The 13,888-nt window shown below is 67.8% G+C and carries 16 protein-coding genes, 1 pseudogene and 1 riboswitch; of the genes and pseudogenes, 1 reads left to right on the top strand and 16 read right to left on the bottom strand.

The features are described from left to right. The 7 genes from AC1DBQ_RS16085 to hisI all read right to left on the bottom strand — a co-directional run. The coding region (locus AC1DBQ_RS16085; protein WP_476929455.1) for a tryptophan synthase subunit alpha at nucleotides 1–339 on the bottom strand (339 nt) is incomplete at its 3' end. Beyond that, on the bottom strand, nucleotides 336–1,682 hold the full coding sequence (gene trpB, locus AC1DBQ_RS16080; RefSeq protein WP_476929454.1) for a tryptophan synthase subunit beta: 1,347 nt from the start codon (nucleotides 1,680–1,682) through the stop codon (nucleotides 336–338). The genes trpB and AC1DBQ_RS16085, both read right to left, overlap by 4 nt. A gap of 124 nt (nucleotides 1,683–1,806) precedes the next feature. Then, on the bottom strand, nucleotides 1,807–2,625 hold the full coding sequence (gene trpC, locus AC1DBQ_RS16075; RefSeq protein WP_476929453.1) for an indole-3-glycerol phosphate synthase TrpC: 819 nt from the start codon (nucleotides 2,623–2,625) through the stop codon (nucleotides 1,807–1,809). A gap of 2 nt (nucleotides 2,626–2,627) precedes the next feature. Further along, nucleotides 2,628–2,915 (bottom strand): HGxxPAAW family protein, encoded by a 288-nt coding sequence (locus AC1DBQ_RS16070; RefSeq protein ID WP_476929452.1) that lies wholly within the window; start codon nucleotides 2,913–2,915, stop codon nucleotides 2,628–2,630. 103 nt (nucleotides 2,916–3,018) lie between these two features. Continuing rightward, nucleotides 3,019–3,675, bottom strand: coding sequence for a Trp biosynthesis-associated membrane protein (locus tag AC1DBQ_RS16065; protein ID WP_476929451.1), 657 nt, complete (start codon nucleotides 3,673–3,675; stop codon nucleotides 3,019–3,021). After that, the gene (locus tag AC1DBQ_RS16060) at nucleotides 3,675–5,276 is read right to left on the bottom strand and encodes an anthranilate synthase component I (RefSeq protein WP_476929450.1); all 1,602 of its coding nucleotides are present in this window, start codon (nucleotides 5,274–5,276) and stop codon (nucleotides 3,675–3,677) included. Before AC1DBQ_RS16060 ends, AC1DBQ_RS16065 begins: the two co-directional genes overlap by 1 nt. Before the next feature lie 128 nt (nucleotides 5,277–5,404). After that, entirely contained in the window at nucleotides 5,405–5,890 is a 486-nt protein-coding gene (gene hisI, locus AC1DBQ_RS16055) for a phosphoribosyl-AMP cyclohydrolase (RefSeq protein WP_476929449.1), read from the bottom strand. Between the two features lie 202 nt (nucleotides 5,891–6,092). Here hisI and AC1DBQ_RS16050 point away from each other — a divergent pair, with 202 nt between their 5' ends. Next, nucleotides 6,093–6,737, top strand: a complete 645-nt coding sequence (locus tag AC1DBQ_RS16050; RefSeq protein WP_476929458.1) for a TIGR03085 family metal-binding protein — start codon at nucleotides 6,093–6,095, stop codon at nucleotides 6,735–6,737. Between the two features lie 176 nt (nucleotides 6,738–6,913). Here AC1DBQ_RS16050 and hisF read toward each other — a convergent pair whose 3' ends face one another. The 9 genes and pseudogenes from hisF to AC1DBQ_RS16005 all read right to left on the bottom strand — a co-directional run. After that, complete coding sequence (hisF, locus tag AC1DBQ_RS16045) at nucleotides 6,914–7,690, bottom strand: imidazole glycerol phosphate synthase subunit HisF (protein ID WP_476929448.1); 777 nt, start codon at nucleotides 7,688–7,690, stop codon at nucleotides 6,914–6,916. A gap of 43 nt (nucleotides 7,691–7,733) precedes the next feature. Then, nucleotides 7,734–8,576 (bottom strand): ATP phosphoribosyltransferase, encoded by an 843-nt coding sequence (gene hisG, locus AC1DBQ_RS16040; RefSeq protein WP_476929447.1) that lies wholly within the window; start codon nucleotides 8,574–8,576, stop codon nucleotides 7,734–7,736. Nucleotides 8,577–8,680: 104 nt separating this feature from the next. Beyond that, the gene (locus tag AC1DBQ_RS16035; RefSeq protein ID WP_018772463.1) at nucleotides 8,681–8,944 is read right to left on the bottom strand and encodes a phosphoribosyl-ATP diphosphatase; all 264 of its coding nucleotides are present in this window, start codon (nucleotides 8,942–8,944) and stop codon (nucleotides 8,681–8,683) included. Nucleotides 8,945–9,136: 192 nt separating this feature from the next. Continuing rightward, nucleotides 9,137–9,622, bottom strand: a complete 486-nt coding sequence (gene ribH, locus AC1DBQ_RS16030) for a 6,7-dimethyl-8-ribityllumazine synthase (RefSeq protein WP_476929446.1) — start codon at nucleotides 9,620–9,622, stop codon at nucleotides 9,137–9,139. Nucleotides 9,623–9,748: 126 nt separating this feature from the next. Beyond that, nucleotides 9,749–10,399: a GTP cyclohydrolase II gene (gene ribA, locus AC1DBQ_RS16025; RefSeq protein WP_476929457.1), complete on the bottom strand. Its 651-nt coding sequence runs from the start codon at nucleotides 10,397–10,399 to the stop codon at nucleotides 9,749–9,751. Between the two features lie 46 nt (nucleotides 10,400–10,445). Beyond that, nucleotides 10,446–11,048, bottom strand: a complete 603-nt coding sequence (gene ribB, locus AC1DBQ_RS16020; RefSeq protein ID WP_476929456.1) for a 3,4-dihydroxy-2-butanone-4-phosphate synthase — start codon at nucleotides 11,046–11,048, stop codon at nucleotides 10,446–10,448. A gap of 155 nt (nucleotides 11,049–11,203) precedes the next feature. Beyond that, nucleotides 11,204–11,902, bottom strand: coding sequence for a riboflavin synthase (locus AC1DBQ_RS16015; RefSeq protein WP_476929445.1), 699 nt, complete (start codon nucleotides 11,900–11,902; stop codon nucleotides 11,204–11,206). Next, a complete protein-coding gene (gene ribD, locus AC1DBQ_RS16010; protein WP_476929444.1) occupies nucleotides 11,902–13,101 on the bottom strand; it encodes a bifunctional diaminohydroxyphosphoribosylaminopyrimidine deaminase/5-amino-6-(5-phosphoribosylamino)uracil reductase RibD in 1,200 nt (399 codons plus the stop codon). The genes AC1DBQ_RS16015 and ribD overlap by 1 nt, the downstream gene beginning before the upstream one ends. 277 nt (nucleotides 13,102–13,378) lie before the next feature. Further along, nucleotides 13,379–13,529: riboswitch (FMN riboswitch) on the bottom strand. Between the two features lie 131 nt (nucleotides 13,530–13,660). Next, a pseudogene (locus AC1DBQ_RS16005) lies at nucleotides 13,661–13,888 on the bottom strand (ribulose-phosphate 3-epimerase); the annotation flags it as partial.

The raw sequence follows: 13,888 nt of genomic DNA, 5'->3' as shown, positions 1-13,888 counted from the left end.
GACCAGGACGGCAGCGTCGGTCTTGCTCGTGATGCCGCGGACGACGTCGAAGACCTGCCGGACGTGGAAGCMCTTCGCGAGGGCCTCCGTGGTGGCCGCCTGGATGACTTGGCCGTCCATGACMGGATCCGAGTACKGGATGCCGATTTCGATGAGGTCGGCGCCGTTCTCGGCCAGCGCGATGCCTGCGGCAATAGTGTCTTCAACGCTCGGGTAGCCGGCGGGCAGATAGCCGATCAGGGCTGCCCGGCCCTGGGCCCGGGCGCGGTCAATGGCGGCGGCCGACTTGCTGGCGTGCTGTGCGGCTGCCTGGTTGGCGCCGTCGTGGGTGGTGCTCACAGCTGTTCCCCCTCTTTGGCGATTTCGGCTTCGGGTGAGTCTTTGTCCAGCAGGTCGAACCATTCCGCGGCGGTGGCGACGTCCTTGTCGCCGCGGCCGGAGAGGTTCACGATCACGATCTTGTCTGACGCGTCACCCTGGGCAGCTAGCCGCTGGCCCACCTTGATGGCGCCGGCTAGGGCGTGCGCGGACTCGATGGCGGGGATGATGCCCTCGGTGCGGCAGAGGAGCCGGAAGGCCTCCATGGCTTCGCTGTCCGTGATGGGCTCGTAGCTGACCCGCCCGATGTCAGCGAGGTAGGAGTGCTCGGGGCCGACCCCGGGGTAGTCCAGGCCCGCCGAGATGGAGTGCGATTCGATGGTCTGGCCGTCGTCGTMCTGCATGAGGTAAGACCGTGCGCCGTGCAGCACGCCCGGCTTGCCGAGGGTGATGGTGGCTGCGTGGCGTCCGGTTTCGACGCCCTCGCCGCCGGCTTCGAAGCCGTAGATCTTGACCGAGGGGTCATCGAGGAAGCCGTGGAAGATGCCGATGGCATTGGAGCCGCCGCCGATGCAGGCGCAGACGGCGTCCGGAAGCCGGCCCGTCTGGTCCAGGATCTGGGCCCGGGCTTCCTCGCCGATTACTTCGTGGAAGTAGCGGACCATCGCCGGGAACGGGTGCGCGCCKGCGGCGGTCCCCAGCAGGTAGTGGGTGGTGCCCACGTTCGCGACCCAGTCGCGCAGGGCCTCGTTGATGGCGTCCTTGAGGGTCTGAGAGCCGTTGGTCACCGGGATGACCGTCGCGCCGAGGAGTTCCATCCGGGCCACGTTGAGGGACTGCCTGCGGCAGTCCTCGGCGCCCATGTAGACGACGCATTCCAGGCCGAGCAGGGCAGCCGCGGTGGCGCTGGCCACGCCGTGCTGCCCGGCGCCGGTTTCGGCGATGACGCGGGTCTTGCCCATCCGCTTGGCGAGCAGCGCCTGGCCCAGGACGTTGTTGATCTTGTGCGAGCCGGTGTGGTTGAGGTCCTCGCGCTTGAGGAAGATCCGGACACCCCCGGCGTGCTCGGCGAAGCGCTTGGCCTCGGTCAGCAGTGAAGGCCGACCCGAGTAGTTCTTGTTCAGGTCGGCGATCTGGGCGGTGAACTCAGGATCGGCCTTGGCCTTCTCGAAGGTGTCCTCGAGTTCGTCCAGGGCTGCGATGAGCGACTCCGGCATCCATCGGCCGCCGTAGTTCCCGAAGTACGGTCCTGGGGCGTGCCGCAGGGATGGTTCGCCCTGCGTGGGCTGTTCCTGGGGGCKGTCGCCCTGCAGGAACGCGTCCACGGCACTTTCGTCTGAGCCGGCTGCTGGCGCATCAACCATCAGTCTCACCATCCTGTTCCACTGCTAGCTTTGGGGATCTGCACATGAGATCCGMTCGTTGTCCGGGCAACTGCGGGCCCGGTACCGCTCGCGGCCCGGACGCAGACGCCCGGACCGGCCTGCCTCAGGCGCGGGCGGCGATTGCCGTTGCGCCGGCGGCCATGAATTCTGCGATCCGTTCGCGGGGGGTCGTGTCGCTGACCAGCGCCTCGCCCACCAGGACCGCGTTGGCGCCGCGGGCTGCGTAGTGGCTGACGTCCTGGACATCGCGCACCCCGGACTCGGCGATCACGAGCGCACCGGCGGGAATCCCGCCGGCCAGGTCCGCGAAGACGGATCGGTCGACGTCGAGCGTCTTGAGGTTGCGSACGTTGACGCCRATGATCCGGGCCTGGGCAGCCACGGCGCGCTCGATTTCCTCGGCCGTGTGGGTCTCCACCAGCACGTTCATGCCGAGTTCGCGGCTGAGGGCCGTAAACTCGCGCAGCTGGGCGTMGGAGAGCGAGGCCACGATCAGCAGGATCAGGTCGGCGCCGTGGGCACGGGCTTCCCAGATCTGGTACTCGTCGATCATGAAGTCCTTGCGCAGCAGCGGAATGTCCACGGCTGCCCGGACGGCGTCGAGGTCAGCCAGCGAGCCGCCGAAGCGGCGTTCCTCGGTTAGGACGCTGATGACGGCGGCCCCGCCGTCGGCGTATTGCGCGGCGAGGGCAGCGGGATCGGCGATCTCCGCGAGCCGGCCCTTGGACGGGCTCCGGCGCTTGACCTCGGCAATCACTTTGAGCTGGTCCCGCGGGCTTAAGTTCCCGCCCAGGGCCGCCCAGGCATCGCGGGCAGGTGCCGCCGCGGCGGCACGCTCCTTCAATTCCGCGAGCGTGACGAGGCGCTGGCGCGCCTCCATATCCTCCCTGACACCGGCATTGATGTCGTCGAGAACGCTCACGCTCAGTGGCCGGAGTTCTTCAGCTTGCTGCCGCCGACGCCGTAGCCGGCCTTGCGCATGACCCARCCGGCCAGCAGGCCGATCACCATGACGACTGCGCCGGCAATAAAGACGGGCGTGTTGGCGATGACGAAGGCGATGGACGCAATGAGGGCGCCGATCAGCATCACGATCACGCAGGTCCACGCGGCCGGGCTATTGCCGTGACCCGGCGCTTCGCTGTGATCGACGTCGCCGTAGACGCCCTTCGAAGCAGCGGACGTAGATGCGGAAACAGTGGCTTTGCTCATTGAAATCTCCTCAGGATAAATACTGCTTACATTCTGCCATTTTTTGGCTGTGTGTTTTGGCCGCGTTGCTGGCGGTGTCACTGGGTGCGCCCGCGGCATCGGCTCAGGTGGGGTCGTCCCCTCGGGACAACCGGTCCCAGCTGTCAATCTCGTCCGCGGGCGCTGCGGCTGTAGTACCACCAACTGCAGTCCCGCCGTCGGCGGGCGTGGCGGCCGCCGCGTCATATTTGGTGCGGCTCTTCCAGTACCGGCCGGCGGGCACGATCGCGAGGGCGCAGATCCCCAGCAGGGACCCGGCGACGACGGCCAGGACGGGGAAGACGGTGACGTCCACCTGGACGTTGCTGCCGCTGATTCCGGTGGCGGCCGCGATGGATCCCTGGGCCGCTGCCAGCGGGTCCGCCAGCACGACGGCGGCCGCGGCCACGATGCCCGCTGCGGCCAGGACGATGATGACGGTGATGACCCAGCGCGCCACGCGCCCGGCGATGGAGGCCGCGAGACCCCCGGCGAGGGCAACGAGGGCCAGGGCCGTCACGGTGGTGGCGGCTTTGCTGCCTTGGACCTGCAGGCCGTTCTGGCTGGCCACGGCGCCGCCGAGCTGGGCGGGATCGAGGTGCACCGTCAGCCAGGTCTGCGTGGTGGTTCCGAAGACGGCCAGCGCCAGGGCGGCGATCACCAGGACAAGCGTGGACTTGCGGGCCCAGCGAGGAACGGCCGGCCTTGCGGTGGTCTTGACGATGGCTTCCGGCTCCCCCATCAGTTGTCCACCCCGGCGTCTGACACCGACGCGGCATCGGGCACAGTGGCGGCGTCGGGCACCTGGTCGGCGGTGATGTTGTGCAGCGAACCGGCGGTGTGGACGGCGCGCAGCGGCGCGGCGGCCTTGTTGACGGTTTCCTGGGCCTCGGTGGGGTTGACCGAATCAGCAACGATCCCGCCGCCGGCCTGGACGTACGCGCGGCCTTCCCGGAGCAGGGCCGAACGGATCGCGATCGCCATGTCCATGTMGCCGGCGAAGTCCAGGTACCCCACCACGCCGCCGTAGATTCCCCGCCGGTGCGGTTCAAGCTCGTCCAGGAGGCGCAGGGCCCGCGGCTTCGGGGCTCCGGAAAGGGTGCCTGCCGGGAACGTGGCCTTGAGGACGTCRTAGGCCTTGGCCTCCGGAGCCAGCTTGCCGACCACCGTAGACACGAGGTGCATGATGTGGCTGAAGCGCTMCACTTCCATGAACTGCGTGACGTCGACGGATCCAGCGACGCAGACCTTGGAAAGGTCATTGCGGGACAGGTCGACCAGCATCAGGTGCTCGGCGCGCTCTTTCTGGTCCGCCAGCAGTTCCTCGGCCAGTGCCTTGTCCGCTTCCACCGTTTTGCCCCGCGGCCGTGACCCGGCGATCGGGTGGGTGATGACCTCATCCCCGGTCACAGTGACGAGGGCCTCCGGCGAGGAGCCAACGATCGTGTACTCGCGGCCCGCGGCATCCTCGAAGCTGAAGAGGTACATGTACGGGCTGGGATTGGTGTTCCGCAGGACCCGGTACACATCGAGGGGGTCCGCGCCGCATTCCATTTCGAAGCGGCGCGAGATCACCACCTGGAAGACCTCGCCATCCACGATGGCTTCCTTGCCGCGGTCCAGGGCGGCGAGGTAGTCGGTCTCGTCCCAGMGTTCCTGCACGCTCGAGGCAAAGTCGAGCGCGGCGGTTTCCAGGACGGAGACGGGCTGCTTGACGGGGCTGCTGATCTTTTCCAGCAAGGCCTTCACGCGGGCGACGGCGTCATGCCAGGCGTCGTCGACGCGCTCGGAGCTGTTGTCGAAGTTGATGGCGTTGGCGATCAGCAGGACAGTGCCGTCCATGTTGTCGTGGACCGCCATGTCCGTGACCAGGTTGAGGGCCAGTTCCGGCAGTTCGAGGTCGTCCTCCGGAGGGCTGGTCAGTTTCTCCCAGTGCCGGACGGTTTCCCARCCCAGGAATCCGACCAGACCGGAGGTGAACGGCGGGAGGCCGTCGAAACGGTCGGTGCGGAGCGCCGCCACGGTGTCGCGGATGGCGTCCACGGGGTTGCCGTCCAGCGGCACGCCGACCGGCGGCTCGCCCAGCCAGTACGCCTGGCCGTCCTTGGTAGTCAGGGTGGCGCGGGAGCGGGAGCCGATAAAGGAGTAGCGGGACCAGGATCCGCCGACCGCCGCCGATTCCATCAGGAACGTTCCGGGCTGGCCGTGGGCGAGCTTGCGGTAGAGCCCGATGGGGGTTTCGGCGTCAGCGAGCACCTTGAGCCGGACGGGGATGACGCGGCTGTGGCCTGCGAGTTCACGGAACTCTTCGAGGCCAGGGCTGATGATTCCAAGGTCCTGCATGGCTGTGCTTTCCGCCTGTTCTTTAGTGGGACCCGTAGCGGATCCGGTCGTGGGATCCTGCCTGTGGTCCGGTCAGTGAAGCTGTGGGGGTGCCGGAGTGCTCTGCCGGGTTTCCGCGCCGGGGGCGCTTAGCCGCCATGGCCGACGACGGCGTCGATCTCGCGGCCGTCGAAGCAGGTCCGGGTTCCGGTGTGGCAGGCTGCGCCCACTTGGTCTACCCGCACCAGCAGGGCATCGCCGTCGCAGTCCATGGCGAGCGACTTGACCCATTGGACGTGCCCGGAGGTGTCGCCCTTGCGCCAGTACTCCTGGCGGGACCGTGAATAGAAAGTCACACGGCCGCTCGTCATGGTGCGGTGCAGCGCCTCGTCGTCCATCCAGCCCAGCATCAGCACCTCGTGGGTGTCGAACTGCTGGACGATCGCGGCCACCAGGCCGGCGCTGTCGCGCTTCAGGGCGTCCGCCAGTCCGGCCGGCAGGGGGCTGGCCGGGGAAACCGGGGCCGCTGGCGCTACGTTGGAGACGGCGTCGCCGGATATGACGGCGCCGGTGTCAACGGCGTCGCTGGGGACAGCGTTGGCGGGGCTGGTGGCGGGGGCGGGCTGCTCAGACATCAGATCAAGTCTAGTGCCTCCGGGCAGGCCGCTGGCCTGCGGGTCCACGCCGTCGCTTAACACTCCCGCTTAACACTTGGCCGCTCTTCGACACGCCTTCCGCGTTCCCCCGCCGCTCCCCCGCCGGATGCAGCCGTCACGCACCCCTGCGGCGGCGATTCCTGTGCCCACGCGCGGCCGTCTCGTGCTAGTTTCACAAGTGATGCATTTCGTCGAACCGTCCCGAGAAGTCCTGGCCGAAACCCTGCTGGCAGCCGGCCCTGATGCCGCCACGCTCTGCACGGGGTGGCTCACCCGCGACCTTGCCGCGCACCTGTACCTGCGCGAGCGGAAAATCGCCGTCGGACTTGGCCTGCTGATAAAACGCCTTTCCAAGGCATCGGACCAGGCCACGGCCGAACTCGCCGGCACGCTGAAGACCCCCGAGGACTACGCCAAATTGGTCAACGCCTTCCGGGCCGGTCCCCCGGCGCYGTCGCCGCTGCGGATCAAGGCCCTGGACGAGAGCTCCAACCTGATCGAATACTTTGTGCACACCGAAGACGTGCGCCGCGCCGTGGACCGCTGGGCACCGCGGGCCCTGGACGAGGCCTACTCGGACGCCCTGTGGGACGAACTCGTCAAGCGGGCGGCCATCCTGTACCGCGGMGTGGACCTGGGCATTGTGCTGGTGAGCCCTTCGGGCCCGCGGCACGTGGCCAAGCGAGCCCCCGTGTCGGTGGCCATCGTCGGCGAGCCCGGGGAACTCCTCATGCACGCCCACGGCCGCACACGCCACGCCCTCGTGACCTTCGAAGGCCAGCCGGATGCCGTCGCGCTCCTGCAGTCCGCCGAGGTCGGCCTCTAATCCCCACCCGCTCCCTAACCTCGCAAGCTCGGCCAGGGAACCCGGCGGGCGTGGGCCCAGGYACAACCAACGATTCCTAGCGGACCTCGAATGCCCACCCGCTCCCTAACCTMGCAAGTCCGCGTCGGCTCCCTGGCCAGGGAACCCGGCGGGCGTGGGCCCAGGCACAACGATTCCTAGCGGACTTCGAAGCCTGCCTGCCGGATCGCGGCCTTGACCTGGGCGATCATGTCAAGGGGCCCGAAGTGGAAGACCGATGCCGCGAGGACGGCGTCGGCGCCCGCTGCCACGGCCGGCGGGAAGTGCTCGGGTTTGCCGGCGCCGCCGGAGGCGATGAGCGGCACTTTGACCCCTGCACGGGCGAGCCGGATCAGTTCCAGGTCAAAGCCGTCCTTGGTGCCGTCGGCGTCGATCGAGTTGAGCAGGATCTCCCCCACGCCGCGGTCGGCAGCTTCCCGGGCCCACGCGATGGCGTCGATCCCGGTCCCCTGGCGTCCGCCGTGGGTGGTGACTTCGAAGCCGGACGGGGTGGGCTTCGAACCCGGGCGGGTGCGCCGGGCGTCGAGGGAAAGCACCAGGACCTGGGACCCAAAGTGCCGGGTGATCTCGTCGATCACGTCCGGCCGGGCCACGGCGGCAGTGTTGATGGCGGCTTTGTCCGCGCCGCAGCGCAGGAGCTTGTCCACCTCGGCCACGCCGCGGACACCGCCGCCGACCGTCAGCGGGATGAAGACTTCCTCGGCGGTGCGGCGGACGACGTCGAACGTGGTCTCCCGGTTGACGGATGACGCCGTGACGTCAAGGAAGGTCAGCTCGTCGGCGCCGCTGTTATCGTAGCGGTGTGCCAGTTCCACCGGGTCACCGGCGTCGCGGAGCCCTTCAAAGTTGATGCCCTTGACCACCCGGCCGGCATCGACGTCGAGGCACGGGATGACGCGCACGGCAACAGTCATGACTTCTCCTGATGTTTGCTGGAGGGACTCGGCAGGTGGGCGCTCAGATGCGGCAGGCGTGGATGCTGCTGACCAGGATGGCGCGGGCGCCGAGGTCGTAGAGCTCGTCCATGATGCGGTTGGTTTCCCGCTTGGGCACCATCGAGCGGAYGGCCACCCAGTCCGAATCGCGCAGCGGAGAGACGGTCGGCGACTCCAGGCCCGGTGTCAGCCCGGCGGCCTGCTCCACGAGCTCCTTGCGGATGTCGTAGTCCATCAGCACGTACTGCCGCGCCACGAGCACGCCTTGGAGCCGGCGGATCAGCACCTCGGTGGCCGGGTTCTGCTCGCCCTTGCGGCCGATCAGAACCGACTCTGAGTTCAGGATCGGCTCGCCGAAAATCTCCATGCCGGCGGCCTTGAGCGTGGTGCCGGTCTCGACGACGTCKGCAATCGCGTCCGCGACGCCGAGGCGTACGGAGGATTCCACGGCGCCGTCGAGGCGGACCACCTTGGCTTTGATGCCGCGCTCGGCCAGGTAGCCGCGCAGCAGACCGTCATAGCTCGTGGCGAGGCGCTTGCCCTCGAGCTGTTCGATGGTGGTGAAATCGCCCACGGGGCCGGCGAAGCGGAAGGTGGACGMGGCGAAGCCCAGCGGCAGCAGCTCCTCGGCCTCGACCTCGGCGTCGAGCAGCAGGTCACGGCCCGTGATGCCGACGTCGAGCGTTCCCTGGCCCACKTACACKGCGATGTCGCGCGGACGCAGGAAGAAGAACTCAATGTMGTTGTCCGGGTCCACCATKACCAGTTCGCGGGTGTCGCGGCGCTGGCGGTAGCCGGCCTCGGCAAGCATGGCGGAGGCGGCTTCGGACAGGGATCCCTTGTTGGGGACGGCAACTCTAAGCATGGGAAAAGTCTCTCTTGGGTGTGGAAGGTCTTTGTTGGGGCACGTCGGCCACGCGGTGCGCGGGTTCCGCCGGATGAGTCCTGGCGGTTTCCGTGCGGGCGCGGCTAGAGATGCTTGTAGACGTCTTCCAGGGTGAGTCCTTTGGCGAGCATCAGAACCTGCAGGTGGTACAGCAGCTGCGAAATTTCCTCAGCGGCGGCTTCATCGGATTCATACTCGGCAGCCATCCAGACCTCGGCTGCTTCCTCCACGACCTTCTTGCCGATGCCATGGACTCCGGAATCCAGTTCGGCGACGGTGCGGGAGCCTTCCGGGCGGACGGCTGCCTTTTCACTCAGTTCTGCGAACAGCGACTCGAAATTCTTCACGCCCCCAAGCCTACTTGCTCCCGGCGCGGGAACGCCTGCCGGGCCCTTGCATGACGAACGGGATGTGAGGCATTGCACAGCAGGTCAATCACAGACCGGGCGGCCGGCGGGGTGCCGACCGCCCCGGGTGGGGCGGCTGCAGTTGTGCGGGCTCCGGTCGTCCGGGGTGAATTGTCTGGGGTGAAGCGGTGCTCAGCCGAACTGCTTGAGGGTCACTGCCGTGGCCAGGGCGGCGGTGACGGCCTCGTGCCCCTTGTCCTCGGTGGAACCCGGCAGGCCGGCCCGGTCGATGCCCTGCTGTTCGGTATCKCACGTCAGCWCGCCGAAGCCCACGGGCACGCCCGTGCGGACGCTCACCTCGGTCAGGCCCAGGGTGGCTGCCTCGCAGACATATTCGAAGTGCGGCGTCCCGCMACGGATGACGACGCCKAGCGCCACGACGGCGTCGAAGTGCKGTGCCAGCCGGGCAGCTGCKACGGGGAGCTCAAACGTGCCCGGCACCCGCAGGACGGTCGGCTCGCTGATGCCGGCGTCCTTCGCGGCACGCAGGGCTCCGTCAAGGAGCCCGTCCATGATCTGGGTGTGCCAGCTCGCGGCCACGATGGCCAGTTTGAGCCGCGAGGTTTCCTCCGGCTTGAACGTGCTGAGGTCGATCTGGGGGGCGCCGTGGCCACTCATGGGAATTCCTTGCTGTTGGGTCTGGTGGTTGGTCCGCCGCCAGCCCGCCCTGCCGGGCAGCTTAGGCTGCCGGACACGGCGGGCTGGCGGGTGAAGCGGGGTGGAACGGCCTGGAGGGCCTCCGGGTCAGTCCTGGTCGTGCTCGAATCCGGCCGGCGCCGGTTCAACGTCCAGAACCAGGCGGTGGTCCATCCGGTCCTTTTTCGTCTGCAGGTAGCGGATGTTCTGTTCCCTGGAAGGAACCTCAGTGGGGACCATCTCCACCACCTTGACGCCTGCCTGGGCGAGCCGGTCCTGCTTGTCCGGGTTGTTGCTCAGGAGCCGGATCTMGTGGAGGCCCATATCGGCGAGGATCTGGGCCGCGGCCTTGTAGCAGCGCGCATCGACGGGCAACCCGAGCTGCTCGTTGGCCTCCACAGTGTCGAATCCGGCCTCCTGCAGGGCATAGGCCTTCATCTTGTTCGCCAAGCCGATCCCGCGGCCCTCCTGGCCGCGCAGGTAGAGCAGCGTACCGCCGAACTCGTTGATCATCTCGAGGGCATAGGCCAGCTGTTCGCCGCAGTCGCAGCGGTASGAGCCGAACACGTCTCCGGTGAGGCACTCCGAGTGCAGGCGGACCAGCGGGGCCATCCCGTCCACAGGTTGCATCGGTGAACTGACCGCCAGGTGTTCGGCTCCGGTGGCCAGATCGGTCCAGGCCTGKGCCACGAAATCGCCAAATGCGGTGGGCAGTTGGACGATGGGTCCTGCGCTGACCGGATGCGGCTGACCTGCCATGGCCGCTTCTTCTCGTGTCTTAGAAGTCGTCACTATTTCTCCTCCATCAGACGGGATCCGCTGCATAGCTGTCGTGCTGCCCTGCTTCGAGGTAGGCCACCAGATCCGCAATCGAAATCAGGGGGCAGCCATGCTCAATGGCGAAGCCGCGTAGTCCGTCCAGCCGCATCATTTCTCCGTTGTCGTACACCAGCTMTGCAATMACTCCCACGGGTTCCAGTCCMGCCAGCCGGCACAGGTCCACAGCCGCTTCGGTGTGGCCGGGACGTTCCCGCACTCCCCCCTTAACGGCGCGGAGGGGAAAAACATGCCCGGGACGGGTCAGGKATTTCGGCTGGCTTTGCGGGTCGGCCAGGATCCTGGCTGTCAGGGCGCGGTCCGTGGCAGAAATTCCGGTACTGACTCCGACGGCGGCATCMCAGGACACGGTGTAGGCGGTKCCCTTGGCGTCCTCGTTGATGGCCACCATGGGCGGCAGCGCGAGGGCGTCGGCCCGGTCGGCGGCCAGCGGTACGCAGATCACGCCGGAGCTGTAGCGGACCGTCCAGCCCATCAGTGCCGGCGTCGCGTGCTGGGCGGCGAAAATGATGTCGCCTTCGTTCTCGCGGTCCTCGTTATCCACCACGAGGACGGGACGCCCGGCGGCCATGGCGGCAATGGCGTCCTCGATTAGATCGAGGCCCGTCCGGGCTGGGTCTGCAGCCGGGTGTGCAGTCGGGTGCGCGGCTGAGTCTGCCGCGGCGCCTTCCGCGACGGGGCGGAGTTCTTCAGCCAGGACATGGCCTGCCTGGTCCTTGACGCGGCTCATTTCGCTGCCCCTTCCGTGAGTGCTGCTTCTTGGGCTCCTTCTTCGGTGGGCCCCGCGGACGCCCGGTGCGCTGCGGGCGACGTTCCGCTGGCAAAGGACAGCAGGCGTTCGGTGTATTTCGCCAGCACGTCGACTTCAAGGTTCACCCGGCCGCCGAAGGGCTTGCTGCCCAGGCCGGTCTCCGCCAGGGTCGTGGGGATCAGCCCGACTTCAAACCAGGGCGCCGGATCGTTCGCCGGGCTCACGGCAGTGACCGTGAGGGAGACGCCGTCGACGGCGATGGAGCCCTTTTCGGCGATGTACMGTGCCAGTCCGGCCGGCACACCGAACCGGAGCCGGTCCCAGTTGCCGAGGCCCTCGCGTTCCAGAAGCTGCCCGACGCCGTCGACATGCCCCTGAACGACGTGACCGTCCAGCCGTCCCCCGGCCGGGACGCAGCGCTCCAGGTTGACGGGATCGCCGGCAGTGAGTTCACCGATGGTGCTGCGGTTGAGGGTCTCGCCCATGACGTCGACGCTGAAGTCCTTGCCGTCGATTTGCGTGGCCGTGAGGCAGACGCCGTTGACCGCGATGGAACCACCCAAGGCGAGGCCGTCCGTGGTGCCGGGCGCGTGGAGCCGAACGGTGGCGCTGACATCGCCGTTGCGCTCAACGGACAGCACCTTTCCCTGCTCGGCGATAATTCCGGTAAACATCAATTGCCTCCTKCGGCGGTGTCCGCGCCATTGCGGTGCGGGGTTGTATCGGATGAAGTAGAGGTGGCGGCCGGGCTCTCCACGCCGGGCGCGCTGCCGGGGCTCGCGGGGCTGGCCGGGCGAAGATGCAGCCGGAGGTCGCGGCCGAGCATCCGGACGGCGCCCCCGGACGCGGAGTCCCATTCCCACTGTTGGGCATCGGCCAGGGTGGTGATGCCCAGGTCGTCGAGGGCGGGCGTTCCGGAGCCGAGCAGCGTCGGCGCCAGGTAGACGATGAGTTCATCGACCAGGCCGGCGGTAAGGAATGCGCTCAGGATCCGGGAACCGCCTTCCACCATGAGGTGCCGGACGCCGCTCTGGAACAGCTGGTCCAGGGCCTCGCGCGGATCACGGGTCGCCAGGTGCAGGACGTTGCCGTCCGCGCCGTGGATGGCCGCGTCCTCGGGTATGCCTCGGTAGCCCATCACGGCGCGCAGCGGCTGCTTGCCGGACTCCTCGCCGTCAGAATTCCGGGCCGTAAGCCGGGGGTTGTCAACCAGCACCGTCTGTGTGCCGACCAGGATGGCGTCAATCCGGCCTCGGAGCGCGTGGTTGTCGGCGAGGGACTCCGGGCTGGAGATCCACTGGCTGGTGCCGTCGCCGGCAGCAATGCGGCTGTCGAGGGTCTGTGCGATATGCAGCGTGACGAAGGGCCGTTTGGCCGCGACGGCGTCGAACCAGCGCCGGTTCAAATCCAGCGCGGCGTCGGCCGCCAACCCGGACCGGACGCGGACACCCGCGGCGCGGAGCGTCACGGCGCCGCCGGCGGCCGGATCATGAGGGTCATCGATGGCGTAGATGACGTCGGTGATGCCAGCGTTGATGATCGCCTGGGCGCAGGGCCCGGTGCGTCCGCAGTGGTTGCACGGTTCCAGGGTCACCACCATCGAAGCACCGCGGAGATMCAAACCCGCMGACTGCGCCTGGGCAATCGCGTCAGCCTCGGCGTGGGCAGTCCCTGCCCCGCGGTGATACCCGGTGACGAGGGGCGACCCGTCGGATCCAAGAACGACGGCGCCCACGAGAGGGTTGGCGCCCCGCGGACCCTGCGCCGCGGCAGCGAAGGCAGCTTGCATGGCCGCACGTTCCGCGGCGCTGAAGGGGACTCCGGCGTCGGACTCGCCCAAAGAAGCTCTGGGGGCCAGGTGACTGCCGCTCATGCCATAACCCCCACGTCGGGGACGGCCACAGTGGAGACKGTCATCTTAGGGGCTGCCCATACCCGGCGGCRCATGCCGCCGAGGGCCGGGGCCAGCCCGGAGATGGTGCCAGGCACTTCACGAAGAAACAGGACAGATCCGAATACCGGGACCTGTGCTTGGAAGAGCCATCGCAGAAAGTTCATGTGTGTCGTTCCTTCCCTCTAGAACCGCGATGGCTCCGGGGGTATACGAAAGCACAATTATGCGGCGCCATCTGGGCGCCGCAGTAACAGCTGTACGTGCTTCTCTCATCCAGACTTTAACTGTCGGTACCGGAATTTCACCGATTCAACCGTTTGCTGGCACCTTTCCGAAGAGAGGCCCTGGCGCGCGGGTMGCGGACTATCACCGCCGGTTCGGACTTACACCGACCCCGGAGCACGTATGTGTGTTGTTATTCTGACACAACCCKGGCTGGTCTCCGGCTATTCCCGGCCGCGTACATTACGGTCCGAGTAATCTTTGCGGCAGTCCGGCCCCGTACCGCCCCCGCGCGCTTGCCCGGGCCGCGCCGTCCTCAGCGGCTGCCGGCAACCCTGAGCTGTTCGATTGCCTCTGCAGGGTCAGTTGCGCCGTACACGGCCGAGCCGGCCACGAAGACGTCTGCGCCGGCCTCGGCGGCCCGGAAAATCGTGTCCGCGGTGATGCCGCCGTCCACCTGCAAGGCCACCTTGAGGCCCGAGCGGTCGATCGCGGCCCGGGCGCGCCGGATTTTCGGCAGGGTCAGGTCCAGGAACTCCTGGCC

Source organism: Arthrobacter sp. 10T413_2, from assembly GCF_056394205.1.
Note: the sequence above shows the minus strand (reverse complement) of the source record. Positions and strands in the feature narration are given on the sequence as shown.